General features: G+C 34.5%; 26 protein-coding genes. 12 read left to right on the forward strand and 14 right to left on the reverse strand.

From position 1 onward, the window contains the following. Nucleotides 1-4: 4 nt before the first annotated feature. The 9 genes from kdpA to LQ189_RS11285 form a co-directional block, all read right to left on the reverse strand. A complete protein-coding gene (kdpA, locus tag LQ189_RS11245; protein WP_230157104.1) occupies nt 5-1,726 on the reverse strand; it encodes a potassium-transporting ATPase subunit KdpA in 1,722 nt (573 codons plus the stop codon). Between the two features lie 124 nt (nt 1,727-1,850). Next, nucleotides 1,851-1,928, reverse strand: a complete 78-nt coding sequence (gene kdpF / locus LQ189_RS11250) for a K(+)-transporting ATPase subunit F (protein ID WP_230158663.1) — start codon at nt 1,926-1,928, stop codon at nt 1,851-1,853. 156 nt (nt 1,929-2,084) lie between these two features. After that, on the reverse strand, nt 2,085-2,366 hold the full coding sequence (locus LQ189_RS11255) for a hypothetical protein (RefSeq protein WP_086455239.1): 282 nt from the start codon (nt 2,364-2,366) through the stop codon (nt 2,085-2,087). A 246-nt stretch (nt 2,367-2,612) separates the two neighbouring features. After that, nucleotides 2,613-3,956, reverse strand: coding sequence for a sigma-54 dependent transcriptional regulator (locus LQ189_RS11260; protein ID WP_230158664.1), 1,344 nt, complete (start codon nt 3,954-3,956; stop codon nt 2,613-2,615). A gap of 74 nt (nt 3,957-4,030) precedes the next feature. Continuing rightward, nucleotides 4,031-5,440 (reverse strand): glycosyl hydrolase family 8, encoded by a 1,410-nt coding sequence (locus LQ189_RS11265; protein ID WP_230157106.1) that lies wholly within the window; start codon nt 5,438-5,440, stop codon nt 4,031-4,033. A gap of 186 nt (nt 5,441-5,626) precedes the next feature. Further along, nucleotides 5,627-6,910 carry an O-antigen translocase gene (locus tag LQ189_RS11270; RefSeq protein ID WP_230157118.1) on the reverse strand — a complete coding sequence of 428 codons (1,284 nt, stop codon included), beginning with the start codon at nt 6,908-6,910 and terminating at the stop codon, nt 5,627-5,629. Between the two features lie 2 nt (nt 6,911-6,912). Next, nucleotides 6,913-8,040: a DegT/DnrJ/EryC1/StrS aminotransferase family protein gene (locus LQ189_RS11275; protein WP_230157120.1), complete on the reverse strand. Its 1,128-nt coding sequence runs from the start codon at nt 8,038-8,040 to the stop codon at nt 6,913-6,915. A 10-nt stretch (nt 8,041-8,050) separates the two neighbouring features. Beyond that, nucleotides 8,051-9,037, reverse strand: coding sequence for a GNAT family N-acetyltransferase (locus LQ189_RS11280; protein WP_230157122.1), 987 nt, complete (start codon nt 9,035-9,037; stop codon nt 8,051-8,053). A gap of 36 nt (nt 9,038-9,073) precedes the next feature. Continuing rightward, a complete protein-coding gene (locus LQ189_RS11285) occupies nt 9,074-9,676 on the reverse strand; it encodes a trimeric intracellular cation channel family protein (protein ID WP_230157124.1) in 603 nt (200 codons plus the stop codon). 164 nt (nt 9,677-9,840) lie between these two features. Here LQ189_RS11285 and LQ189_RS11290 point away from each other — a divergent pair, with 164 nt between their 5' ends. The 6 genes from LQ189_RS11290 to LQ189_RS11315 all read left to right on the forward strand — a co-directional run bounded on the left by LQ189_RS11290 (nt 9,841) and on the right by LQ189_RS11315 (nt 16,383). Further along, nucleotides 9,841-10,626, forward strand: a complete 786-nt coding sequence (locus LQ189_RS11290; RefSeq protein ID WP_230157126.1) for an RNA methyltransferase — start codon at nt 9,841-9,843, stop codon at nt 10,624-10,626. 113 nt (nt 10,627-10,739) lie between these two features. Then, complete coding sequence (locus tag LQ189_RS11295) at nt 10,740-12,962, forward strand: bifunctional (p)ppGpp synthetase/guanosine-3',5'-bis(diphosphate) 3'-pyrophosphohydrolase (protein WP_230157128.1); 2,223 nt, start codon at nt 10,740-10,742, stop codon at nt 12,960-12,962. A gap of 119 nt (nt 12,963-13,081) precedes the next feature. Continuing rightward, a complete protein-coding gene (locus LQ189_RS11300; protein ID WP_086453606.1) occupies nt 13,082-13,540 on the forward strand; it encodes a Fur family transcriptional regulator in 459 nt (152 codons plus the stop codon). Between the two features lie 49 nt (nt 13,541-13,589). Next, the gene (locus LQ189_RS11305) at nt 13,590-14,861 is read left to right on the forward strand and encodes an adenylosuccinate synthase (protein WP_230157136.1); all 1,272 of its coding nucleotides are present in this window, start codon (nt 13,590-13,592) and stop codon (nt 14,859-14,861) included. A gap of 59 nt (nt 14,862-14,920) precedes the next feature. Continuing rightward, nucleotides 14,921-15,502 carry a GDP-mannose pyrophosphatase NudK gene (nudK, locus tag LQ189_RS11310; RefSeq protein ID WP_230157138.1) on the forward strand — a complete coding sequence of 194 codons (582 nt, stop codon included), beginning with the start codon at nt 14,921-14,923 and terminating at the stop codon, nt 15,500-15,502. Next, complete coding sequence (locus LQ189_RS11315) at nt 15,502-16,383, forward strand: DMT family transporter (RefSeq protein WP_230157140.1); 882 nt, start codon at nt 15,502-15,504, stop codon at nt 16,381-16,383. The genes nudK and LQ189_RS11315 overlap by 1 nt, the downstream gene beginning before the upstream one ends. Before the next feature lie 32 nt (nt 16,384-16,415). Here the strand turns inward: LQ189_RS11315 and LQ189_RS11320 are convergent, their stop codons facing one another. Together LQ189_RS11320 and LQ189_RS11325 are read right to left on the reverse strand one after the other, a co-directional pair. Further along, nucleotides 16,416-17,627 carry an MFS transporter gene (locus LQ189_RS11320; protein ID WP_230157142.1) on the reverse strand — a complete coding sequence of 404 codons (1,212 nt, stop codon included), beginning with the start codon at nt 17,625-17,627 and terminating at the stop codon, nt 16,416-16,418. Nucleotides 17,628-17,676: 49 nt separating this feature from the next. After that, nucleotides 17,677-18,588, reverse strand: a complete 912-nt coding sequence (locus LQ189_RS11325) for an AEC family transporter (protein WP_230157144.1) — start codon at nt 18,586-18,588, stop codon at nt 17,677-17,679. 141 nt (nt 18,589-18,729) lie between these two features. Between LQ189_RS11325 and LQ189_RS11330 the strand changes: the two genes are divergently transcribed. The 3 genes from LQ189_RS11330 (at nt 18,730) to meaB (ending at nt 21,029) form a co-directional block, all read left to right on the forward strand. Beyond that, on the forward strand, nt 18,730-19,137 hold the full coding sequence (locus tag LQ189_RS11330) for an Rrf2 family transcriptional regulator (protein WP_086453600.1): 408 nt from the start codon (nt 18,730-18,732) through the stop codon (nt 19,135-19,137). A gap of 55 nt (nt 19,138-19,192) precedes the next feature. Continuing rightward, nucleotides 19,193-19,840, forward strand: a complete 648-nt coding sequence (locus LQ189_RS11335; protein WP_230157145.1) for an NAD(P)-dependent oxidoreductase — start codon at nt 19,193-19,195, stop codon at nt 19,838-19,840. A gap of 97 nt (nt 19,841-19,937) precedes the next feature. Further along, nucleotides 19,938-21,029, forward strand: coding sequence for a methylmalonyl Co-A mutase-associated GTPase MeaB (meaB, locus tag LQ189_RS11340; protein ID WP_370634894.1), 1,092 nt, complete (start codon nt 19,938-19,940; stop codon nt 21,027-21,029). A 3-nt stretch (nt 21,030-21,032) separates the two neighbouring features. Here the strand turns inward: meaB and LQ189_RS11345 are convergent, their stop codons facing one another. Beyond that, on the reverse strand, nt 21,033-21,263 hold the full coding sequence (locus LQ189_RS11345) for a hypothetical protein (RefSeq protein ID WP_086453598.1): 231 nt from the start codon (nt 21,261-21,263) through the stop codon (nt 21,033-21,035). Between the two features lie 24 nt (nt 21,264-21,287). Next, nucleotides 21,288-22,667, reverse strand: coding sequence for an MATE family efflux transporter (locus LQ189_RS11350; RefSeq protein WP_230157154.1), 1,380 nt, complete (start codon nt 22,665-22,667; stop codon nt 21,288-21,290). Nucleotides 22,668-22,896: 229 nt separating this feature from the next. Here LQ189_RS11350 and LQ189_RS11355 point away from each other — a divergent pair, with 229 nt between their 5' ends. Beyond that, complete coding sequence (locus LQ189_RS11355; protein ID WP_086453597.1) at nt 22,897-23,457, forward strand: hypothetical protein; 561 nt, start codon at nt 22,897-22,899, stop codon at nt 23,455-23,457. Nucleotides 23,458-23,513: 56 nt separating this feature from the next. Here the strand turns inward: LQ189_RS11355 and LQ189_RS11360 are convergent, their stop codons facing one another. Further along, nucleotides 23,514-24,392 carry a PPK2 family polyphosphate kinase gene (locus LQ189_RS11360; protein ID WP_230158665.1) on the reverse strand — a complete coding sequence of 293 codons (879 nt, stop codon included), beginning with the start codon at nt 24,390-24,392 and terminating at the stop codon, nt 23,514-23,516. A gap of 153 nt (nt 24,393-24,545) precedes the next feature. Between LQ189_RS11360 and LQ189_RS11365 the strand changes: the two genes are divergently transcribed. Together LQ189_RS11365 and LQ189_RS11370 are read left to right on the forward strand one after the other, a co-directional pair. Next, nucleotides 24,546-25,382, forward strand: coding sequence for a hypothetical protein (locus tag LQ189_RS11365; protein ID WP_230157156.1), 837 nt, complete (start codon nt 24,546-24,548; stop codon nt 25,380-25,382). 107 nt (nt 25,383-25,489) lie between these two features. After that, complete coding sequence (locus LQ189_RS11370; RefSeq protein WP_230157163.1) at nt 25,490-25,990, forward strand: RNA polymerase sigma factor; 501 nt, start codon at nt 25,490-25,492, stop codon at nt 25,988-25,990. Nucleotides 25,991-25,998: the final 8 nt, after the last annotated feature.

A 25,998-nucleotide genomic window follows, 5' to 3' on the forward strand; every position in this document is an offset into this window, starting at 1 on the left:
ATTATTATTTTAATGTAAAATATTCTGCCAATGGTCCTAAAGCCAATGCTGGGAAGAAAGATAAGGCTGCAATAATGGCGATTACGGCAAAAACCATAACTCCAAAAATGGTCGTGTCTGTTTTTAAAGTTCCAGCACTTTCAGGAATATATTTTTTATTTGCCAACAATCCTGCGATAGCCAATGGCCCAATGATAGGAAGGAAACGACTCAATAACAACACGATTCCTGTGGTGATATTCCAAAAAGGATTATTGTCGCCCAAACCTTCAAATCCAGAACCGTTGTTGGCAGCGCTCGAAGTATATTCGTATAACATTTCCGAAAATCCGTGATGTCCAGGATTGTTCAACCAGCCAGTGGCATTACCGCTAAACCAGTAGCCCATTGCAGTATCATTTGCAGCAAAATAAGATGCCAATGCGGTGCCTGACAATATCAATAAAGGGTGAAGAATGGCAATGAAAGCAGCAATTTTGACTTCTCGGGCTTCAATTTTCTTCCCTAAAAATTCTGGTGTTCGTCCCACCATTAATCCCGAAATAAAGACCGCTAGAATGATAAAAATATAGAAGTTCAAAAATCCTACCCCGCAACCACCATAAAAGGCATTCACCATCATCGCTAGTAATTGCATCGAACCAGAAACCGGCATCGAGCTGTCATGCATACTATTCACCGAGCCTGTAGAAATCACGGTGGTGGCAATGCTCCAAAATCCTGAAATGGCGGGTCCAAAACGAACTTCTTTGCCTTCCATGGCTCCTGTTGTTTGGGCAATTCCCATTTTATCGATAGCTGGGTTTCCGTTGAGTTCACTTATAACTGTTGGAATAACTAAAAGTAAAAATCCAACCGTCATAACGCCAAAAACTACGTAGGACAGCCTTCTTTTCTTTAGATAAAAACCCAAAGCAAAAATCATAGCAAACGGAATTATTAATTGTGCCCAAAGTTCAACTGCATTGGTAAAATAAGTAGGATTCTCTAATGGATGCGCCGAATTGGCTCCAAAAAATCCTCCACCATTGGTACCGATATGTTTGATACCGATAAATGCTGCAGCTGGTCCACGGGAAACTGCTACCGAATCCCCTTGTAAAGTGGTAATTGTATCTTTTCCTTCAAAAGTCATTGGAGTTCCGCTAAATAACAAAGCGATGGCTACAAGAGCAGAAAGAGGCAGTAAAATTCGAGTACAGCTTTTGATAAAAAAATTATAGAAGTTGCCCAATTTATCTGTGGTTCTATCTTTCATTGCAGTAAAAACCATTGCTGCGGCAGCCATCCCGACACCTGCAGAAACAAATTGCAGGAACATCAATACCATTTGTGACAAATAAGAAACGCCTGTTTCGCCAGAGTAATGCTGCAAATTACAATTTACCATAAACGAAATAGCGGTATTGAATGCCAAATCGGGAGTCATGTTTGGATTGTTATCTGGATTCAAAGGCATTGAACCTTGAAATAACAACACAAAAAAGCAAAGAAAGAACCAAACCATATTCACGCTTAACAACGCTTTCAAATGTTGTTTCCAGTTCATTTCTTCGGTGGAATTGATACCACTTATTTTGAAAATAAATTTCTCAATTGGATTAAAAATCGGGTCCAGTACTGTTTGATCTCCCTTAAAAACTTTAGCGATATACCTTCCAATAGGAATAGCCAAAACTATAGAGACGATAAAAATACTGATGACACCAAATAATTCTGTATTCATAAGATGTAATTTGTTAATGGTGAAACATGAGTTGTGAAATGTAAGTTGTGATCCGTGAGATGTAGGTTGTACTGCAAAGCGATTTTTTCAACTTTTTACTTCTCACTGATTACATTTCACATGCTTAAAATTTTTCGGGCTTGATTAATACGTAAACCAAATAGGCGAAAACGGCCAGTGCGACAATAAATAGTGCAGTCATAATTTAGATTTTTTCAAAGAATTCGACAGATTTAAAACAAATCGCAAACAACAAAACGGCTAGTGCGAGTAAAAGGATTGTGATGATCATAATTTTAGATTATTGGATTATTAGACTTTTAGACAATCGATCAAATAATTCAATCGACTACACTTGTTATACTCCCGAAGCATTTATTTGCTTGATGTATTCCGCCTTCAAGGATTTTGGGAAAAGGTTTGAAATATTGCAATGACGCATTTCCATAAAAGAGGAAACCGAAAAAAGATAGACATTGGAAATAGCAATTTTTGTTTCATTGCTTCCTGTTGCCAATAAGCGTTCAGCGAGTGCTAAACATTTTTTTGCTCTGGAAATATTTCCCGTAATAATGGCAGTCTTGGTGATTTCGGCAAAGCGTTCTGCTTGTTTGTAAATCGTGGTGACTTGATTTTTCATATGTATTTAATATTTGTTTTTTTAAGGAATATGGTATCGCCATTCTTCGATTTTATTTCTAATTCGAATCATGGCGATTTCATAAGAATGATTTATTATGTTCTTCATCGCTTATGCCAAAATGCATTCCATAAAACTACAGCACACTTTAAAGCTTTATCAATTAAGGTTTTGAAGTTTTTATGCCAAAAAAAAGCATAAAAAAAGCCTATCAAAATGATAGGCTTTTCTCAAAATAATACGATTTTAATGAATATTGTATTCGTCTAATTTTCTGTAAAGTGTGGCAATACCAATTTCGAGTAACCGTGCCGTTTCGGCTTTATTGCCTTTTGTATAATTCAAAACTTTTTGAATGTGCAATTTTTCGACGCTACCTATAGAAAAAGCAGAGACTATCTTATTGTCTTTGGCAGTTTGATGTTGTATTTCGTAAGGCAGCAAATCTTGAGTTAAAATCTCGTTAGTAACCAAAATAACAGAACGTTCAATCACGTTTTTAAGTTCCCTTACATTTCCTGGCCAGTGGTACGTCTCTAGTTTATGAAGAAAATCGGCGTCAATTTGAACTGTTTTTTTATTGGTTTTAGCCGAGAATTGAATTGCAAAACTTTGGGCTAATGGAGCTATATCCTTTATTCTTTCGCGCAAAGGTGGAATTTTAATCTCGAAAATATTAAGCCTAAAATAAAGATCAGAACGAAATCGATGTGCTTCACTTTCTGCCTTCAAATCCCGATTTGTAGCTGCAATCAAACGAAAGTTAGATTTTTTTACAGTAGTTCCTCCAACAGGAATATATTCATTCGTTTCTAACACGCGAAGCAATTTAGCTTGCAAATCAATAGGCATTTCTCCTATTTCATCCAAAAACAAAGTCCCGCCATGCGCTTCTTCAATAAACCCTTTTTTATCTTTTAGTGCTCCCGTAAAAGCACCTTGCTTGTGTCCAAACAATTCACTTTCTAAAATTTCCTTACCAAAAGTACTACAGTTCAAAGCCACAAAGGACTTCCCTACTCGATTGCTGTTTTCGTGAATGGCTTGTGCAAAAACTTCCTTTCCGGTTCCTGTTTCTCCTGTTAATAAGACTGTTGAATCTGTAACGGCTACTTTTTTTGCAAGTTCTATTATTTGCTGCAAAGCTTTTGATTTTCCAACTATAGTTTGGAATGAAAATTTATCTGAAATTCGTTTTTCGAGTATCACAACTTTGCGTTGTAATTCTGATTTTTCAAGAGCTTTATATAGCAGAGGTAGTATTCTGTCATTATCATCGCCTTTAACAATATAATCAAAAGCCCCATTTTTCATGGCCTGAACACCATCTGAAATATTTCCAAAAGCGGTTAATAAAACAACCTCAACAACGGGAAAGGATTCTTTAATCTTGGTTACAAAATCTACACCATTTCCATCTGGAAGTTTAACATCACAGAGTACCACATCAATATCGTTGTGTTCTAATTTTTTAAACCCTGATTTCAAATCGGGAGCTTCAATGACATGAAAACCTTCTGATTTTACTATTCGAGCAAGCAATCCTCGAAGTTTCTCTTCATCGTCAATTATAAGTATGTTTTTCAAAATAAGCTTTATAAATTTAGAACAAAAATAGATTTATTTTAGAAGATTAAGAGAACATTTTTTTCTAAAGCTCAAAATCAATTGATAATTATTTTTTTTATTTCCTTTTTACCATCACTCTCAATTTGAACCAAATAAACCCCTGGAGTGTTGTTACTTAAGTTGATAAGACTTGTTTCTGTCAATGTCTCTTTTTCTAATATTACTTTACCTAACAAACTGGTTATCTTTATTTTTGAAAATATTGGAGCTTGAATTGTAAACTCCCCAAGATTTGGATTAGGAAATAAATTAATTTGAGTTTTATCAAGCTGCACTGCATCAGTAGACAGTAAAACTGGAGGCGGTAAATAAAAATTACCACTTAGCAAAAATAAATACAGTGTTTTTAGGGTATGATTAAAGTAGCTATTAGGCTCATTTAAATTTTTTAAATCGGCATAGGAATTATCAAGATGAGATTGATTTTCTCCGCCCATCGCAGCAGTAGCAAACGCGCCTACAAAGGTAGCGTTATGCCATTGTCCTATAAGCGTTCCGTTTTGATTGTAACCGTCTTTTATATTCTGTGTTCCTCCTAGGTTTACACGAACAAAATCTGAAGCTTTCTTACTTAAAGTTTTTCCTGCAGTATTCCCATACCACACATAATCAGTAGCAATTCTCCAAGGTGTTCTTGCCGCATCATAGTTGTATGTTCTACCTTGATTTACATATCCAGAGGCTTCATTTGAGTAATTCCCATTAGCCTGACACCAATCGGAAACCAAAGCACCAGTGGCATTATTTTGTACCAAGTTATTTTCTAAAATGGTATAACATTTTGCCGCCACAGTATCCCAATAAACAACATCATTTGTAAAAACACCAAAAGCTCTACAATATGCAGGTGACAAATAAGAAGGATTTGTGAGGGAAGAGCCCCCAAAAGCATCACCAGGCTTGATAACAAAAGTATTCAATTCAATTTCTTTATTTTTTATAGTGCTAATTAAGGCTGTAGCATCGGCTCTATAATTATTAGTTCCTGAACTTCCCCATTGATAATCAGCAACAATTAGTGCCATAGCCGCATCTAACTCAGCATCAGTTGCGCCATTATTGCCTATCACACCAGAGCATCCATTGATTTTCCAATTCATAACTCCATTCGCATTACGATTGTCTTTATAATAATTCCATAATCCATCAAAAATAGCTTTATCTGTAGCGTAAGCAGTTAATAACATTCCATAAGCAACACCTTCAGAAACTGTTTGGGAAGGTGAATCAAATTTTACTCTGTATCTGTTGTTTGAACAGGATTCTAAAAAATTTGTTTTCCAAATAGCATAATTGCTCACTGCATCTTGACCGCTTCTGTTCGTAGCCATTAAACCATGAGAATAGACTTTATTAGCTGGAAAAGGCTGAGTTTGTCCTAGGCTGATCATTGGATTCCAAAGAAACAAAATAAAAAAAAGTGTAGGTTGTAATACAAATTTCATAATGAATTAGTTAAAGTTAGTTATTTAATTAGTAATGAAATTATAAAGATCTGGGGGCCTTTGAATTTCAAAATATCTATGTAAAAATAACCATTTGAATATAAAATACAGACAAACTAATACTCTAATAACTAACAATCTATTGTATTTAAGTGATTTTTATCGACAGAAATTTTCACCCAACAACTAAGTATTACTTTTAAAAATTGTACGGAAGTAAAAAAGTAACATACAAAAATAGATCACATTATCAATTGCTTGCGCCAATACTATACCTTCTATACCATATTTTTCCAACAAAAAAGTACATAAAAAAAACATCATAAATAAGGAAAAAAACTCTGTCACTAAGAATGCTACGGTAAGCTTTTTGGCAAAAAATTGACACCCTAAAATTAAAGCAGCAACCTTGAATACATCTCCAAATAATTGCCAAAAAAACAGGGCCGCAACTGGACGGAAAGCAGGAGTAAAAAGAAGATCGATGATGTAAAATCGTAGGCAATACAATACCACCATGGCAACTATAAAAAGTGGCAAAACTAATTTATAAAATTCCAAAAACATTTTTTTTGTTGCCAAATTGTTTTTGGCTGTAGCCAATTGCGGTAAAAAATATACGCTTATTATAGTGGTCACAAACATCATGTAATACATTGAAATTCGCTGCATCGTTTCCCAATATCCAGCTTGTTCAAGTCCTAAATTTAAGATGATATTTTTCCGGATGGCGAGATAAATCAATGGACCCACAACAGCTGTAGCCAAAGTCATTACGGTATAAGATCCTAATTTTTTTAGAATAGCAAAATCAAATTCTTTCCAAGAAAATAAGGATATAAATGCAATTTCTTTATTGGCAAAAAAAACGGCTGCAAAAAAAAGTGTTGCTGGCATTAAAACAAGCGCAAGTAACGCACCCGTTGTTTTGTAATTAATAATTAATATTATAGACAATAAAAAACCCAATACATTCCCTATTGTATTGATCCAAATAACTTTTTTGTATTTACCAAGTCCATTGATAACAGCGGTAAAAAACACAGAAATGGTATACCATGGTAAAGAAAATGCCAAGACTTTTATAACAAAAGCAAAGTCGAAATTTTCTCCAAATAGCAAAAAATTCCAATAGGATGCCAAAAAGTACAAGACAGAACTCAAAACTACTGCAACGGCAAGCAAACTCATAGTTACTGTGGCTAAAACTTTCTTGAGTTCCAAATCGTTATTTTCGGCTTCAGCAACATATTTTACAATGCCATTTTGAAAACCTAAAGTTGAAATATTCTCCAGTGAAGTAAAAAAAACACGTAAATTACCCACCAATGCCATTCCGCTAGGTCCTACAAAAACAGCTAAAATCTTTGATGTGAGTAATCCTGAGACTATTTTTATGGCAACACTCAAGCTATTCCAAGTAGCGATTTTAAACAACTTATTTTGAATAATTTTACTTAATATGTTCAAAACTAATATTTATTTAAAATCGTTATCACATAACTAACTTCGTCCTCAGTCATAACAGGACTCATGGGTATACTCAAAACCTCGTTGTGTATTTTCTCGGTTATGGGAAATGAATATTGGTTTAAAAATTCAAAAGCTTTTTGCTTGTGTGGCGGTATAGGATAATGCACTACCGTTTCAATATCATTTTCGCTTAAATATCTTTGCAGATCATCTCGATCAAGTGTTCTAATCACAAACAAGTGAAATACATGACTAGTTTCATGACCAATAGAATTTGAAATACTAGGTAATATTATCTTTTCATTTTTTATTTCATTTAAATATCGCTGTGCAACTGCTATTCGATGAGCATTAGCCGCGTCTAGAAAAGGTAATTTTACATTTAAAAATGCTGCTTGAACCTCATCTAATCTAGAGTTTACTCCAATAAAATCGTTTTTGTATTTAACCTTAGAACCATAATTTCGTAAGTACCTTAAAACTTCAGCAAGCGCAGCATCATTGGTAGTAATAGCACCACCATCTCCTAATGCTCCCAGATTTTTACTTGGATAAAAACTATAGGCTTGATTGCGGGATAGTGGCTCCTCTTGTAATTCTCGACTGGCTTTACCACTCGTAATTTGAGCACCATGAGCTTGAGCTGCATCTTCTAGTACTATTAAATCATGAGCATTTGCAAGGGCAAATATAGCATCCATATCTGCCAATTGTCCGTATAAATGAACAACTAAAATAGCCTTGGTATTTGAAGTAATATGTTTTAGAATAGCATTGGTATCAATATTGAACGTACTAAGCTTTGGCTCTACTAGTACAGGTACAAGATCAGCTTGTAAAATAGCTAGTATACTGGCAATATACGTATTGGCAGGAACAATGACAGCATCTCCTTTTTTTAATTTACCTAATTGAATGTATCCTTTAAAAAGCAATAAAAGTGCATCAAAACCATTGCCTACACCTATACAAAACTTAGTACCGCAGTATAAAGCAAAATCCCGTTCAAAATCTTGCAACTCACTCCCTAGTATATACCAACCATTATCCAGTACTTTTTTCAATTTATCTTGAAAAGCACTTTCATAAGGTGCATTTATTTTCTTTAAATCTAGGAATTTAATCATCTATCAAGACTTAATTTTTAATTACAAAAATAGCAGTTAACTTTTCATAATCAGCCGTTTGTACTTCATAAAAATCTTGAATTATTGTTCTAGCTCCAAAACTTTCTTTCCAGTATGACAAACCATCGTTGAGCAACTTCCCATTTTGTTCATTTGAAATCCCAAAATCAAAATATCGCTTATGAGCAAAAACTTGATAAATTAAATGTTGGAATAAAATGTCAAGGCTTCCTAATTTTTTTCCATTTTCAAATTTAGATAGGTATTGACAATGGGCCACTGTGTCGGTTTCAAATATGGTTGCACCTGCAACAATAACATCTTTGTTGTATACATTAAACTGCCTAATTTGTCCAGGAAAATTTGCTTTTAAAAACTCCATTTCTTGAACTGTATGCACAGGCTCTATTTGATGTTGTGCTTTTAAATTGGGAATCAACACTTGGTTCCAAAATGCATTACAGCTATTTTCTTCTCTTACTTCTAGGTTATTTTTAACGCCTCTTATAATTCCGTTTTTTCTAGATCTATCAAAAACTACTTTTTGGGACAAATCAATTACGGCAAGAGAATCTCTTCTAACTAATTTGGCATCGGCCAAAAATAAGGCATAGAGCAATTCATCAGATGGTTTGTTACAATATATGGATGGAATTGCTTTTAGATACAATTTTTGAACCGTATTTTGATTTAGGAAATATAAAACCTCCTTAAAGGCCATGAGAATAGTTTTGAGCTTAGATTTATCCGTTGTAACAAGACCACCATAAGTAAGACCTTGATGAGAAAAAACAGTATCCTCAACTCTGTTCGCTGGCATTATTCCAATTAATTGTGAGTTGAAATAAATCAAAAGTGAAAAATCAACAAAACGATCTTTATGGTACTCCATAAAATCCCTATGAAATAAAAAAGTAGCATTTTTGGCTTGACCAATAAAATCATTCCACAGTTTATAATCAGTAGGTTCGTATTTTTTTATGTAAAATTGCTTCACTTTTAAATTTTAGACAGCATTAAAGTAATCATTTTTTTATTTCTTTTCTAAGGTAGGTAAATACCATTTAAACTTGACTGCCATCAATCTGAGCGAAATAATTATAGACGAAGTTGTTAAATACAGCACATCATTTTCTAGGTTTAAATCCCGAAGTATAAAGAAGACAATTCCGCCCAAGATACAAAGGGTAGCGTAAATCTCCCGCCTAAAAATAACTGGAATTTCAGTACATAATATATCCCGAATTACGCCTCCAAAACAAGCCGTCATAGTACCCAGCGCTACACATATTATAGGATGTAAACCAATGTGAATTCCTTTTTCAAAACCAATGAGTGTAAAAACACCCAATCCTATGGTATCAAACAAAAATAAGGAAGTCCTAAGTTTGTCAAATTTTTTTCTGAAAATAATTGCCAATACAAAACCCACTGCAATAACATAAACATAATCCAAGTCAAGCATCCATCCTACAGGAGTGCGCCCAATCAAAATGTCACGCAATGTTCCACCGCCCACAGCCGTTACAAATGCTATAATAAAAACACCAAAAGGGTCCATTTTTTTACTCATAGCTGTTAATGCACCCGAAAGTGCAAAAGCCATGGTACCAATAAGATCTAGAAAATGAAACATTTAAAACTAGTTTTTTGCCAAAAATAGATAAAATCTGCGTCAATTCACCTCTAGTATCCCTAAATTCTAGCGCTCTTGCTTTGTATTAAATATTAAATAAAAGGGCTTTAAAACTGTCATTTCTCTATGTATCTTTGTAGCTATAAATCAAATAGATCAAAATCTTGAAACAAATTACTTCAGTTCAAAATCCATATATAAAATCCTTAGTGCTACTACAGGAAAAGGCTAAAGCACGAAAACAATCTGGAACTTTTTTAATAGAAGGGAAAAGAGAAATTGAAATTGCAGTTAAAGGTGGATATGTTCTGGATCAAATTTTATTTCTTCCAGAGATTATTTCAGAAACCGAAGCATTGCAATTATCAGCAACTGCTGAGTTAATTTCTATAAACAAAGAAGTGTATCAAAAACTAGCTTATAGAGATACTACCGAAGGAGTTTTGGCTGTAGCCAAAACAAAATCTATGCAATTAACTGATCTTAAACTCTCTGAAAACCCTCTAATCCTTATTGCTGAAGCTCCAGAAAAACCAGGAAATATAGGTGCATTGCTGCGTACTGCCGATGCCGCTAATCTAGATGCCGTAATCATTGCAAACCCAAAAAGTGATTTGTATAATCCTAATATAGTTCGCTCCAGTGTAGGATGCTTGTTTACCAACCAAATTGCAACTGGAACCACGGCAGAAATTATTGCTTTTTTAAAAGATAAAAAAATCAACTTTTACTGTGCCACCTTACAAAACTCAAACTCCTATCATTTAGAAGACTACACTGCCCCAACGGCACTAGTTGTAGGAACAGAAGCAACAGGACTTACAGAGGATTGGCGAAATGCAGCAACACAAAACATAATTATACCAATGCAAGGTGAAATTGATTCTATGAATGTGTCGGTAGCAGCTGCAATACTTATTTTTGAAGCCAAAAGACAAAGAGGTTTTTAAAATTTAAACTTACTTATGCCCTCTTTTTAAGTGCTAAGAAAAATGATAAAACACCTTTTTGATTTGCAAATATTACAATAAATTGCTAAATTTAGTGATTATACAAAGCTGTTATGATAGAAATTGATATCGAGAAAGAAAATAAAGCAATTGCACACGAATATAAAGAATTACTTAGGATTAGTTACCAAACCCTAACCGAAGAGGATAAAAAACTCATTCGTAAAGCATTTGATGTATCTGTTGAAGCCCATAAAGACCAAAGAAGAAAATCTGGCGAGGCCTATATTTTTCATCCTATAGCTGTGGCCAAAATTGTAGCGTCAGAGATTGGTCTTGGAGCAACTTCAATTGCTGCAGCCTTACTGCATGATGTGGTTGAGGACACCCCAACAACTGTGCAAGATATTGAACGTTTATTCAACCCCAAAGTAGCGCAAATTGTAGAGGGATTGACTAAAATCTCATTGGTACAAAAAGACTTGAACGCCTCTTTACAAGCGGAAAATTTCCGCAAAATGATCTTAACGCTCAATGATGATGTACGTGTAATATTGATAAAACTCGCAGATAGATTGCACAACATGCAAACCATGGATTCTATGCGGGAGGATAAGCAAACTAAAATTGCATCAGAAACACTGTATATCTACGCACCGCTTGCTCACCGATTGGGGTTGTATAATATTAAAACCAAACTAGAAGATTTAGGCTTAAAATATACAGAACCTGCAATTTACCATGAAATTGTTAGCAAAATAAAAGAGACAAAAGAGGAACAAGACACCTACATTGCTGATATTTCAGATGTGATTAAAGCAGCTTTAGACCTTGAGGGTGTTGAGTATGCTATTAAAGGCAGGCCTAAATCCATTTACTCTATTCGTAGAAAAATGAAAGCTCAAAATGTGAGTTTTGATGAAGTGTATGACAAATTTGCTTTACGAATAGTGTACAAATCAAATGCTCATGAAGAAAAATTCATTGCCTGGAAAATATATTCTATTGTAACAGATCATTATAGACCTAGTCCTAGTCGATTGAGAGACTGGATATCATCGCCTAAATCAACCGGTTATGAAGCCTTACACATAACTGTTATGGGGCCTAAAGGACGCTGGGTAGAAGTGCAAGTTCGTAGTGAACGTATGGATGAAATTGCAGAAAAAGGATATGCTGCACACTACAAATACAAAAACGGAGCTACCGAAGAAAGTGGTCTGGATGTATGGCTTAACCTCTTGAAAGAAGCGTTAGAAAACTCTGAAACAAATGCCGTTGACTTTGTAGAGGATTTTAAAATGAATTTATATTCAAAAGAAATTTTTGTCTTTACGCCAAAAGGAGAAATAAAATCATTGCCAAAAGGCGCTACCTCACTAGACTTTGCATTTAGCATACACTCAGAAATAGGAATCAGAACCAGAGGAACACGTGTAAATGGCAAATTAGTTCCCTTAAACTTTGAATTAAAAAGCGGGGATCAAATAGAAGTGATCACATCTCAGCATCAAAAACCTACTATAAACTGGCTGGATTATGTTACAACCTCTAGAGCCAAAACAAAAATTAAAAATGTTTTAAACGAAAACACCAAAAAAATTGGCGAAGAAGGAAAAGAACTTCTTACTCGTAAATTAAAACATTTAAAAATAACCTTGAGTGAACAGGTAATTAATGAGCTCGTAAATTTCTTTAAACTTAAAACAAGTCTTGATTTATTTTACAGAGTAGGAATAGGTGCCATAGAAAACCAGCAACTTAAAGACTATGCTGCTCAAAAAAGCAATACATTCATTAATTTTTTCAAGAATAAAATAAAACGTTCTCCTAGTCATACATCTGATGAGGACATTCACAAACCCATTATCAGTAGTAATTATGACATGCTGGTTTTTGGTAAAGAACATGATAAGCTAGATTATAAATTATCTCCTTGTTGCAATCCTATTCCTGGTGATGATGTTTTTGGATTTGTTACCATCAATGAAGGCATTAAGGTTCATAAAAAAGATTGCCCTAACGCCATAGGAATGCAATCAAATTATGCATATAGAATCATGTTAGCAAAATGGATTGACTCTTCTCAAGAAGAATTTAAAGCCATTATCAATATTACTGGAATGGATGTACTAGGACTTGCAAATGAGCTTACAAAGGTAATTTCAAGCAATATGAATGTCAACATTCAAAGTATTTCACTGAGTACAGATGCAGGTATTTTTCACGGACAAGTAACTGTCATTGTTCAAAACAACACTATTTTGAAAAAAATGATTAATAATATTAAAAAAATTGACGGAATTGACAAAGTTACAAGGGAATACAAAACCTAATGAGAGCACGAAATCATTAGTTGTCAACGTATTTATTTTGGAAATCCTGAGATAACTAATTGCTATTCAAAAAAAGAAAACTTTACATTTTAAACTAAAAAAATTATCTTTGCCAGCATATGACACTTATTGCCACAGACAACTCAAAAAACCAAGAAATCGTACGAAATGTATTTACGATTTATCTTGAAAAAAAAGGGCATCGCAAAACACCTGAGCGATATGCTATCCTGCAAGAAATCTATGATAGCGAAGAACATTTTGATGTAGAAAATTTATACATCAAAATGAAAAACAAAAACTACCGTGTGAGTAGGGCTACACTTTACAACACTATTGAGTTACTGCTAGATTGTGCCTTGGTAAGAAAGCATCAATTTGGTCAAAATCAAGCCCACTATGAAAAATCCTATTTTGACAAGCAACACGACCACATTATCATGACTGATACCGGTGAAGTTATAGAGTTTTGTGATCCAAGAATTCAAACCATCAAGAAAACTATTGAAGAGATTTTTGATATTGAAATTACCAATCACTCGCTTTATCTTTACGGCAATAAAAAACAAAAACAATAAAGAACACTAGTTCTTACAAATATAAAATTAACTACAAATAACACTTAGAATGACGGTAGATTTATTACTAGGATTACAATGGGGAGATGAGGGAAAAGGAAAAATTGTTGATGTTCTTACTTCAAAATATGACATTATTGCCCGTTTTCAAGGAGGTCCAAATGCAGGCCATACACTTGAATTTGATGGGATAAAACATGTTTTAAGAACTATCCCATCTGGTATTTTTCATAAAACTGCTGTAAACATAATAGGAAATGGAGTTGTTATTGACCCTGTAGTTTTTCAAAAAGAAATTGAAGGCCTAGAGAAATTTAATTTAGATATCAAAAGTAAATTAATCATTTCAAGAAAAGCACACTTAATCTTACCTACTCACCGCTTGCTAGATGCTGCTTCTGAAGCATCAAAAGGGAAAGCCAAAATTGGTTCAACCTTAAAAGGTATTGGACCAACCTATATGGACAAAACAGGTAGAAACGGAATTCGTGTAGGTGATATTGAACTCGAAGATTTTGCAGATCGTTACAGAGCATTGGCTGACAAGCATGAAGAAATGATCAAGTTTTACGATGTTTCAATTCAATACAATTTAGCTGAAATGGAAACTGAATTCTTTGCAGCAATTGAAGAATTAAAAAAATTAGATTTTATTGACAGTGAAGAATATTTACACCAAGCTCAAAAGGCTGGTAAATCAATCCTGTGCGAAGGTGCTCAAGGTTCTTTACTAGATGTAGATTTTGGAACGTATCCTTTTGTAACATCATCAAATACTACAGCTGCGGGTGCTTGTACTGGTTTAGGTATTGCTCCAAATAAAATTAAAGAAGTTTACGGAATTTTTAAAGCCTATGTTACTCGTGTGGGAAGTGGACCGTTCCCAACAGAACTTTTTGACGAAGATGGAGCAACTATGGCACGCGTAGGAAACGAATTTGGATCAGTAACCGGAAGACAAAGAAGATGTGGATGGCTTGATCTTGTAGCATTAAAATATGCTGTACAAGTAAATGGTGTAACCCAATTGATGATGATGAAAGGTGACGTGCTATCTGGATTTGAAACTCTAAAAGTTTGTACGGATTACAATTATAAAGGTGAAAAAATTTCGCATTTCCCGTATAACATTGAGCCAGAAAATGTAACTCCAGTTTACCAAGAATTTAAAGGATGGAAACAAGATTTAACGGGCATGACCACTTATGACGAGTTGCCTATTGAATTAAAAGAGTACATTGCTTTTATTGAAAAAGAAGTTGAAGTGCCTATCAAAATAGTATCTGTAGGTCCAGATAGAAAACAAACGATCTTAAAATAAACATCCTAAACGTCCCGATTCAACGGGACGTTTTTTTTGTTCAAAAAAAAATAAATTAAATGAAAAATCCAAATATTAAAATCCAAAGCACTGAAATCCTCTCTGACAACTGGTATCAACTAAACAAAGTAACATTTGATTATCAAAAAAAAGACAACTCATGGATTACTCAAAAAAGGGAGGTCTATGATAGAGGTAATGGAGCTGCCATATTGTTATACAACACACATTTTAAAACAGTTATACTTACAAAACAGTTTAGACTTCCCACCTATTTAAACGGCAATGAAAGCGGGATGATGATTGAAGTTTGCGCAGGACTTCTTGATCAAGACAATCCTGAACAATGCATTATAAGAGAAACTGAAGAAGAAACGGGATACCGAATTTCAAAAGTAAAAAGAATCATGGAAACGTATATGTCACCTGGTGCTGTTACAGAAATTCTCTATTTATTTACCGGTGAATATGATGCTAGCATGAAAGTAAGCGAAGGTGGTGGAGTTGAACATGAGGAGGAAAATATCGAGGTAATTGAAATGCCATTTGAAGTTGCATACGCTATGATTGAAAGTGGCGAACTAAAAGATGCTAAAACAATTATGCTCTTGCAGTATGCCAAAATAAATAGCCTCTTGTAATGAATAACACTATAAAGGGAGTTTTATTTGCTTTACTAGCTACTTTACTTTGGTCAGGAAATATGGTTATTGCAAGCGGGATCAAAGGTCACATTCCTCCTATTGGCTTAGCATTTTGGCGCTGGGCGGTGGCTTGTATTGTTTTGGCACCATTTGCTTTAAAAGCAACAATTGACACAATTTCAACAGTTAAAAAGCACATTAAATACTTAGCACTTACAGCTTTGTTAGGCATCACCATTTTTAACACACTTATTTACTTTGCGGGCAAAACAACTAGTGCGGTAAACTTGTCATTAATTGCGATTTCAATTCCATTATTTATAGTATTATTGTCCCGTGTTATTTTCAAAGAAAAAGTTTCAACTAATCAAACTATTGGAATTGTAATCATTATAACTGGCGTTTTGGTTCTTATTTCCAAAGGATCATTTCAGGCATTACTGCATATACAATTTGCCATTGGAGATGTTTTAATGCTTTTAGCTTGCTTTTTCTTTGCCAGTTACACCATTTTAGTTCGCAAGAAACCAGATGCCTTGGCTCCAAAAGTATTTCTATTCAGTGTGTTTGTCATTGGAACTATTTTTCTGATTCCAGTTTACATTATAGAACACATTTACTTTAAAAAAGTAACTCTGGATTCAAAAACCATCTTAATTACGGGTTATGTTGGCGTTTGCGCCTCCTTAATTTCATTTTATGTATGGAACGAAGCTATTCGTTTGATAGGCACCTCAAAAACAGCTTTAATTTACTACTTAATCCCCGTATTTAGTGGCCTGTTAGCCTATTTATTTCTGAATCAAGAAATTTCACTTTCGCAAATGATCAGCATGGGAATCATTATTACAGGTTTGTTAATTACGAATAAGAAATAGAATTGGTAACTATTATAAAATTTTAAGACGTTCTATTTCTTCTTTAAATTCGGCAAAAAGAGCGCTATTATACCAATCAACGGAAGATAAGCACATATAAAATAAACATGGGTTATACTAGTTTGATCAGCAAGACGGCCTAGTAAAGCAGAACCTAAACCTCCCATTCCAAAAGCAAAACCATAAAACAATCCTGAAACCATTCCGAGTTTTTTAGGCAATAGCTCTTGCGCATAGACTAAAATTGCTGGAAAAGCAGATGACATGATGATTCCAATAAGCACTGATAAAACTCCTGTCCAAAATAAATCAGCATACGGCAACAATAAGGTGAAAGGTGCAGCCCCTAAAACAGAGAACCAGATTACATATTTTCTTCCAAACTTATCGCCAATTGGCCCGCCTAAAAGTGTCCCTATGGCACAAGAAACTAAAAATAAAACCAAATAAAACTGTGCATCTTGAACGGGTAATCCAAATTTTTCAATAAGATAGAAAGTGATATAACTAGACATACTAGCCATATAAAAGAACTTTGAAAAAATCAAAACCAACAAAACTACCACAGCTAAAACAATGGTATTTTGGGATAAATCCGGTAGAGCAATTACTGTTTTCTTGGTGCTTCGCAAACTCAAATGATGCTGGTACCATAAGGCAATTCTACTCAAAACCATTAGGCCAATTAAAGCCGCTGCAACAAACCAAATGATATAAAACTGTGAATTAGGAACTACAATTAAAGCAATTAATAAAGGCCCAATAGCAGTACCTGCATTACCTCCTAGCTGAAAAATGGATTGTGCCAATCCTCGTTTGCCACCAGAGGCTAGAAACGATATTCTAGAAGCTTCGGGATGAAAAATAGAAGATCCTATTCCTACCAAAACAACAGCAATAATAATCATTTCAAAACTAGAAGCGTAAGACAAACATATAATTCCTGACATAGAAAATAACATCCCGAAGATTTGTGAGAAAGGCTTTGGCCTCTTGTCTGTATACAAACCAACTAATGGCTGCAAAATAGAAGCGGCCAGTTGATAAGCTAACGTAATTAGACCTATTTGTGAAAAAGTCAAATTAAAATTTTGCTTTAAAATGGGATATGATGCCGGAATAACAGCTTGCAGCAAATCGTTTAATAAATGTGCAAACGCAATAGAGAACAAGATGGAATAAACGGTTTGCTGTGCAATAGGATTTGTATCACTTTTGGACACCGAATTAGTAGATGTATTCATATTCAAAAAATAGATAAGCGTATATAAGATTTAGTTGTGATAAATCAGTTTAAATAAACTGTACTAAAAAATACCAAAACAACAAAGTGACAAACGATAATGGGATTCCAAAACCAATCATCATACTGCTTAAACGAGGTTTTAAACCATGGGAAGCAGCTAAAATACAAGCTGTAATCATTGGAGCCATGGCAGCTTCCATCATTGCTACTTGAATAATTTTAGAATGCTGTTGCAAAAGCACTACATATAACAAATAAATAAGTGCAGGCGTTAGGATTAATTTATATAGAAGTCCGAGTCCTAAAAAACGCCAATGTTGACTTTTACGTTCAAATTTTAATTGCAATCCTACTGATAACAATGCTATTGGTGTTACGCCACTTCCTACTTTTTGTAATCCAAATTGAAGCGTATCAATGAAATCATATCCTAAATTATTCATGACGCAGGCAATAATGAATGTAATAAAAGGAGGAAAAAAAAGGATTTTTTTTAAAATATCAAATCCATTAGATTGACTACTAGAATACATAGTAGCGACAAGAATACCTAGTGTAGAAAGTACCACAAAAGATCCAGGTTGATCAACCAAGATCGCTGTTTTCAATCCTTCTTCACCATACAAAGCTTCAATTATGGGAAATCCTAGAAAGGAAGTGTTTCCTAGTCCTGCCGTTAGAATCAAACATCCAATGAGTTTATTAGACCAACCAAATTTTCTTCCAAGCAAAGTAAAAAAGAGATACGCGCCTACAAAGCCTATCCAAGCAACGCCAATAGGAAAAAGCAACTCCGTACTCCATTTTATTTTGGGGATGTAAAATAATGCAAGCGCAGGAAGACAAATATAAATTACAATTTTATTCAGTAATTTATAAATGTTTACTGGAAATCCTTTGCAATGTTGCAAAACAATACCGAGTACTAAAAAAACAAAAATTAATATAAAATTGGTCATAGCTTAATTTACTACAAAAGTACCCCTATTTTATGAATTGAATCAAATGAATTTACAAATAGGCGCATCACCAAGAAAAAAACATTTTAAAATTGGTAAATTAAAAATACATTGTATATTTGTAACATATTTTATTACAGTATGATTTCAGGTAAGTTTGCTATAACCATTCACATTCTCACATTGCTGCATCAATTTCCTGAGGAATTTTTATCCTCAGAGTTCTTGGCGTCGAGTATGAATGTACACCCCGTTTTGGTTCGGAAAGAGATAGCAAACCTTAAAAAAAATAATATTGTAGTTAGTAAAGAAGGTAAAAATGGAGGTAGTAAATTATCCGTATCGGCAGCGTCCCTTACTTTAGATACCATATTTAAAATGACTTTTGAAACCGTTAACTTAGGCTATGCAAAAAACACGCCCAATCCAAAATGCCCTATCGGAAGAAAAATGAATGAAAAACTAACCGATTTGTATGATGAGATCAACACTAAAATCAGCTCTGAATTGAGCAATATAACACTCGAAAAATTTTCGAATCAATTTTAAACTTTTTTTTAACTAAAACTGTAACATTTTTTATTACGTATTAAAACCCAACATTATGAAAATTGCTATCATTGGAGCCACTGGATTTGTAGGCACCGCTATTCTAAACGAATTAAACGCGCGTAATCATGAAATTACTGCAATTGCGAGAAACCCAAAAGACGAAAACAAAGAACACGTAAAATGGATTAAGGCCAATGCCCATGTTGAAACGGAATTACTTGAGGCCATTGCAGGGAATGATCTTGTGATTAACGCCTATAGTGCAGGTTGGACCAATCCAAACTTTTACAACGATTTTCTTGAAGCCTCAAAAACAATTCAGGAAGCTGTAAAAAAATCAGATGTAAAACGATTCCTCACTATTGGAGGAGGCGGTAGTTTGTATGTTGCTCCGAATGTTCAAGCAGTAGACACACCTGATTTCCCAAAAGAATATTATATGGGCGCTACCGCTGCAAGGGATTATTTGAATCATATCAAAGAGGAAAAAGAATTGAATTGGACATTCTTTAGTCCAGCTTTAGAGATGCATCAAGGAATCACTACAGGAAGAACTGGAAAATACCGTTTGGGTTTAGAAAATCCTGTCTTTAACGAAGACAATAGAAGCATCCTATCTGTAGAGGATCTTGCAGTTGTTATTGCCGATGAAGCCGAAGAACCAAAGCATCATCAAGTACGATTTACAGCGGCATATTAGTACACAACTAGCATCTAAAAAAACAGTTTCAAAAAGTAAAAGCTTATTTGAAACTGTTTTTGTTTTTAGTACTTTTACAGTTCAACGCCACCATATTTTGGAACAAAAAGACAAAAACCCAAGCGCACTTCACGAAAAACCCGGAATTACTCCTCCCGAAATGATCAGCACAACATCTGTTGGAGTTATTCAGCGTTTTAGAAAAATACAACCGTCCTCAAAAGAACTTGTTGAAGGTATTTTAGCCGAAAATATTACTGCCTTGAGCCGAGCCATTACTCTTGTAGAAAGTACCAGCAGTACTCATTTGGCTAAAGCCAATGAAGTAATCACAGCTTGCTTACCGCACGCCAATAAATCGGTGCGAATTGGAATTACAGGCGTTCCCGGCGTTGGAAAAAGTACTTTTATTGAAGCTTTTGGAAAATACTTAACGAGCTTAGGAAAAAAAGTAGCCGTACTGGCCGTTGATCCTAGTAGTACTATTTCACACGGAAGTATTCTGGGTGATAAAACTCGTATGGAAGAACTAGTCAAAGATAAAAATGCGTTTATCCGTCCATCAGCCTCAGGAGAAACATTAGGAGGTGTAGCCCGTAAAACTCGTGAAACCATTACACTTTGTGAAGCTGCAGGTTTTGATATTATTATTATAGAAACTGTTGGCGTGGGCCAAAGCGAAACGGCTGTTCACAGTATGGTTGATTTTTTTCTGTTATTAAAAATATCTGGTGCAGGCGATGAATTACAAGGCATTAAACGCGGGATTATGGAAATGGCCGATGCTATTGTGATCAACAAAGCCGATGGCGATAATATCAAAAGAGCCAATCTTGCCAAATTAGAATTCAACAGAGCTTTGCATCTTTTTCCGGCCAAAAAATCAGGCTGGACACCAACCACGGCAGCTTGTAGCGCCATAACACAAGAAGGAATCAGCGAAGTTTGGACTACCATCGAGAAATTCTTAAGCCTAACCAAAAGCAATGCCTATTTTTTTGAAAAAAGAAAAGAACAAAATCAATATTGGATGCTTGAGACGATCAACGAGCAATTGAAAACCAATTTTTTCAGCAATCCAGAAATTCAAAAATCATTAACCTCTACGAAAAAAGCGGTGCAAAATGATGAAATTTCACCCTTTGCAGCCGCTCAAAAATTATTAGAAACCTATTTCAAAAAAAAGTAAAACTTACTCTTTCTCGTAGCGTTCCATTTCTCGGTCATAAAACTCATTAGCAAGAACAATTAATCCTTCCATTTCTGTATTTAATTCGGCTTCATCTAAATCCTCCGCTTCTTCCATAAACTCTACCTCATCGTCTTTCAAATTAATTATAAAACGTGGGTAATCTAGGTGAATGATAAATATATCTTCGGGAAAATCAGTATTGTCGCCCAGTAAAAATTTTGGTAATTCCATGAATGTAATGTTAAATATTTAAGTTTAGTTCTCGTTTTGTTGTACCAAACGTTTTGTCAATCTTGCAAAGCGAATATACAAAAATAATGCAGCAATTGTTAAACCTGCTAAAAGTCCTATCCAGATACCCACAGCTTTGAGCTCTGTGTACTTTCCTAAATAATACGATATAGGAAAACCAACAACCCAATAGGCTACAAAGGTAATGTACATAGGGATTTTTACATCTTGAAGACCTCTAAGTGCACCCAAAACAACTACTTGAATCCCATCTGAAATTTGAAATATAGCCGCAATCAACAATAGTTTTGAAGTGATCGCTATAATTTCATTATTATCAACTAGTTGACTCGCATCGGACATGTTTAAGAAAAAATGTGGTAACACTTGATGAAAGATAACAAATAAAATTGCAAAAAATATTTCTAGTAAAATAGCTAAAATAAAAATAGAGCGTGCTACTACAATAAGTTGCTTAAAATCATTCAATCCCTTGGTATTACTTACTCGTATCATGGCTGTTACACTAAGTCCCATGGCTACCATAAAGGTAGATGATGCCAGGATTAACGCTATTTGATTAGCTGCTTGGCTATTTTTTCCTAATGATCCAGAAAGCCAAATTGCCGCCGTAAACAAAGTCACCTCAAAAAGCATTTGCATGGCTGAGGGCATTCCTAAATTAATGATTTTTTTAAGAATCGATTTTTTTATTTCTTTGAAACTAAAATTCTTAAAGTATTTTTTCAAATCGGCGTTTCTTTTCAATAAATAATGCATAAAAACCACCATCATGATTCGGGATAAAACCGTTCCTAATGCTGCCCCTAGAATTCCTAATTTTGGAAAAATCCAAATTCCATAAATCAATACATAGTTAAAAAAAACATGCACCACATTTGCCAGCAAAATAGCATACATAGAATATTTCGTTTTTGATAAACCATCTGCAAACTGCTTGTATCCTTGGTACATGATTACCGGAATCATAGAAAAAGCAACCCAATCAATATAAGGAGCAGCAAGATCAGCTACTTCTTTGGGCTGATGCATGATATACATTACTTGTTTAGAAAGTACCGTAACCACAAACAACACAAGTCCCAAAATGGTACATAGCAATAATCCGTGATGAAAAGTAGTTCGGATTTTTTGATTGTCTTTTTCAGCATCGGCCTCTGCAATAAGCGGTGTTATTGCCGTAGAAAACCCAATGCCTATAGACATTGCAATAAAAATAAAACTATTTCCAAGTGAAACTGCTGCTAATTCAGTAGAGCCTAATTTCCCTACCATAAAATTATCTACAATACCTATTAATGTATGCCCCAACATTCCTAGAATGACAGGATAGGCTAATTTGATGTTATAAGAAAACTCTTTGACGTACTGAGATAAATTCACTTTGTTATTTTTTGAAGGCAAAGATAATTAGAAGCTTTCAATTCTAGCATTGCTAGTCCATTATTAAACTAGCTTTTTTCATTGTTACTCCCCAAAACAAGAAATTCTGTAACAAACCCGTTAAATTGTATAACATGCCTACAAAACTCCAAGTCTATATTTGTACCGTTGTATTGCACGAATAACAAAAGCAAAATGACACAAAATATTAATATTAAATTTTACAATTATGACAATCGCAGGAAAAATTAAAACAGGATTTTTAGTAGCAGTAGCAATGATGTTTGCTTCAACAACTCAAGCACAAGAAACAAACACAGCAGAGAATTATGATCAAGGTTTCCGTTTAGGTGTAGGATTAAATGCAGGTTACTCAACTAATGACCCATACAAATTAGCACTTGGTGCTGACGTAAGAGGTCAATATGATTTATCAAAAAGATACTCTTTGACCTTAACTACAGGATACACTAATTTGTTTGTTAGTAAAGCTGACGGAAAAGACTTAGGTTTAATCCCGGCAAAAGCAGGTTTCAAAGCATTTATTTGGGACGATCAGTTTTATGTAATGGGTGAAGCAGGTGCAGCATTTGCAGTAAGTAATGTAGACAATACCAGAGATAAAACATCATTATTATTGTCTCCAAGTATTGGATACGCTACTAAATATATTGATGTATCGTTGAACTATACACATTACAATCATTTAGATCGTTTAAACAACAATGGAACTCTTGGTAGAGGAGTTGGACAAGTTGGTGTACGTTTGGCTTACGGTTTTAAACTATAAGACCTCATAAAATTAGTTATAAAAAAATGCGCTGAAATTCAGCGCATTTTTTTTGTCTATTCCTTTTCTAACATTTCTTTATACAATTCCATATTAGCCTTGACCTTATCATCCATCTCTGGCTCCTTAATATCAGTGTGTTTTTGCATTTCTTCCCAAATAATCTTAGCCACAATATAACGTGCCATTTCTTTATCATCGGCTGGAACAACATACCATGGCGCATGCTCAGAACTTGTCTTGTTTATGGCTTCTTCATAAAAATGCATATAATTATCCCATTGATCACGCTCTTTTAAATCTCCTACCGAAAATTTCCAGTTGTGTTCCCTCTCTTCTAATCGGCGTAGCAAGCGCTGCCTTTGCTCCTCTTTACTCAAATGCAAAAAGAACTTTAGCATAATGGTTCCATTTTGCGTAATATGCTTTTCAAAATTATTGATCTGCTCCATTCTATTTTCCCAAAACTCCGGCGTAATGTCTGCCACGTCTTCAATTCCTGGTAGATTTTCGTTCAAAATATACTCGGGATGCACTCTCGTCACCAAAACATTTTCATAATGCGATCTATTAAACACTGCAAACTTTCCCTTTTCAGGTAAAACTAAATAATGCCTCCACAAATAATCATGCTCTAACTCGGTAGAATTGGGCGTTTTAAAACTATGTACCACCACTCCTCTCGAATTAAATTCCTTAAAAACTTCCCGAATCAAACTGTCCTTTCCAGAAGTGTCCATTCCTTGCAAACAAATCAAAACACCATACTTATTATGCGCGTACATGACATCTTGAAGGGCACTTAATTTTTCAGTGACATTCTTTAATTTGTCTTCTTTTTTTTCATCACTGGCACCAATTTCTAAATTGGTTGGCAATTTTGACAAGTTAATTTTATCAACAACTTTAAAATCATCCGGATTTATAGACTTCATAGGAAATAATTTATCTTTACTTCTCAAATATAAGAAATTACAAGGAGCTTTTTCCCGCTGTACGCTTGAATCTTTTCCTCCGCCAAAAAAAGGCGTTCGTAAAAGGATAACGCTTCCATCAGGGCTAGGGACTTGCTGTAAAAAACACAAATCATGGAAAAATTCAAACTCGAAATTCTCTTTCACATCATCGGTATTGGTTCAGCTTCAGGACTTATCTATAAAAATAATTCCCTCCTAATAATAGGTGATAACAGCGGATTCCTTTATGAATATCAATTGGATTCTAAAGAATTACAACGCCATCCATTGCTCGAAAATCCTATTGAAAACACCCCTAAAAAAGATAAAGCCGATTTTGAAGCTATCGCATACTTTGGAGATAGTCTTTATGTTTTTGGATCTGGGTCAACCGCCAATAGAAACAAAATGATTCAGCTAAACGATGCCGATAAAAAAATAATTGCAACTCACGATCTAACCGATTTGTATGCTGTCATGCAAAACTTTGGCGAGATTAATCCCGAAGATTTCAATATTGAAGGCGCCACGTATAATGGTCAAAATTGGTATTTATTGAACCGCGGAAACGGAATTTCGAATAAAAATGTACTTTTTACCATAGCCGGAAAAAACCTAACAAACGATTTTCAAATTCTGTCCAATGCTTACAAATTACCTAAAATAAAAGGAGTACGCAGCAGCTTTACCGATGCAATTCTTGTAGACGATACGCTTTATTTTTTGGCCTCTGCCGAAGATACACAATCAACGTATGATGATGGCGAAGTTTTAGGAAGCTTAATTGGGAGCATCGACTTGAAAACCATGAAAATCAATTTCACTCAAAAAATTAGCGATACCCATAAATTCGAAGGATTGACTTTATACACCAATTCAAAAGAAAAAATTGAGTTCCTGCTTTGTGAAGACAAAGACACTGAAGTTTTAGAAACGTATATTTATAAATTATCCTTTTCAAAGCAATAAATCAAAAAATATTTTATCTCCATCCCAACCTTTTTCATTTTTTTAATCTCTTTAGTAGAAAGACATAAATTGTGATAAACGAAAATTTAATTTCTGACTGCAAAAAAATGCAACGAGATGCCCAGCGTCAAGTGTATGAGCTTATGGCTCCAAAATTGTACCGCACTTGCAAGCGCTACCTAAAGAAAGAGGAAGAAATAGAAGAGGCATTGGCCGACGCTTTCTATACTATTTTTACCAAACTCGACCAGCTCAAAGAATTTGGAGCTTTTGAAGCTTGGTCCCGAAAAATTACAGTCAATCATTGTTTGGCTACCATCAAGAAAAACACCAATTTCAATTTGCATCTCGATGATGTCAAAACCCTTTCGCAACCTTTTACTGATGAAATAACGGACCTCGAAGAGGAAGATTTGCTGAATTTGCTCAATCACATTCCTGAAGGTTGCAAGACGATTTTTAATCTTTTCGTTATCGAGGGCTATGGCCACAAAGAAATTGCAGTTATGCTGAACATTTCCGAAGGCACATCCAAATCACAATTGAATGCTTCGAAAACCAAACTGAAGGAATTAGTAAACAATTTGTATTACCAAAAAGCGAAATAGTCATGGAC

It is taken from the genome of Flavobacterium sp. CECT 9288 (assembly GCF_918731615.1).
Classification (GTDB): domain Bacteria; phylum Bacteroidota; class Bacteroidia; order Flavobacteriales; family Flavobacteriaceae; genus Flavobacterium.

Coding starts and splice junctions, on each gene's coding strand:
- LQ189_RS11275 (WP_230157120.1), bottom strand. CDS start 8,040: ATGATTAAATTCCTAGATTTAAAGAAAATAAATGCACCTTATGAAAGT.
- LQ189_RS11300 (WP_086453606.1), top strand. CDS start 13,082: ATGACACTTATTGCCACAGACAACTCAAAAAACCAAGAAATCGTACGA.
- LQ189_RS11265 (WP_230157106.1), bottom strand. CDS start 5,440: ATGAAATTTGTATTACAACCTACACTTTTTTTTATTTTGTTTCTTTGG.
- LQ189_RS11295 (WP_230157128.1), top strand. CDS start 10,740: ATGATAGAAATTGATATCGAGAAAGAAAATAAAGCAATTGCACACGAA.
- LQ189_RS11320 (WP_230157142.1), bottom strand. CDS start 17,627: ATGAATACATCTACTAATTCGGTGTCCAAAAGTGATACAAATCCTATT.
- LQ189_RS11335 (WP_230157145.1), top strand. CDS start 19,193: ATGAAAATTGCTATCATTGGAGCCACTGGATTTGTAGGCACCGCTATT.
- kdpF (WP_230158663.1), bottom strand. CDS start 1,928: ATGACTGCACTATTTATTGTCGCACTGGCCGTTTTCGCCTATTTGGTT.
- kdpA (WP_230157104.1), bottom strand. CDS start 1,726: ATGAATACAGAATTATTTGGTGTCATCAGTATTTTTATCGTCTCTATA.
- LQ189_RS11360 (WP_230158665.1), bottom strand. CDS start 24,392: ATGAAGTCTATAAATCCGGATGATTTTAAAGTTGTTGATAAAATTAAC.
- LQ189_RS11365 (WP_230157156.1), top strand. CDS start 24,546: ATGGAAAAATTCAAACTCGAAATTCTCTTTCACATCATCGGTATTGGT.
- nudK (WP_230157138.1), top strand. CDS start 14,921: ATGAAAAATCCAAATATTAAAATCCAAAGCACTGAAATCCTCTCTGAC.
- LQ189_RS11315 (WP_230157140.1), top strand. CDS start 15,502: ATGAATAACACTATAAAGGGAGTTTTATTTGCTTTACTAGCTACTTTA.
- LQ189_RS11330 (WP_086453600.1), top strand. CDS start 18,730: ATGATTTCAGGTAAGTTTGCTATAACCATTCACATTCTCACATTGCTG.
- LQ189_RS11355 (WP_086453597.1), top strand. CDS start 22,897: ATGACAATCGCAGGAAAAATTAAAACAGGATTTTTAGTAGCAGTAGCA.
- LQ189_RS11370 (WP_230157163.1), top strand. CDS start 25,490: ATGCAACGAGATGCCCAGCGTCAAGTGTATGAGCTTATGGCTCCAAAA.
- LQ189_RS11345 (WP_086453598.1), bottom strand. CDS start 21,263: ATGGAATTACCAAAATTTTTACTGGGCGACAATACTGATTTTCCCGAA.
- LQ189_RS11305 (WP_230157136.1), top strand. CDS start 13,590: ATGACGGTAGATTTATTACTAGGATTACAATGGGGAGATGAGGGAAAA.
- LQ189_RS11285 (WP_230157124.1), bottom strand. CDS start 9,676: ATGTTTCATTTTCTAGATCTTATTGGTACCATGGCTTTTGCACTTTCG.
- LQ189_RS11325 (WP_230157144.1), bottom strand. CDS start 18,588: ATGACCAATTTTATATTAATTTTTGTTTTTTTAGTACTCGGTATTGTT.
- LQ189_RS11255 (WP_086455239.1), bottom strand. CDS start 2,366: ATGAAAAATCAAGTCACCACGATTTACAAACAAGCAGAACGCTTTGCC.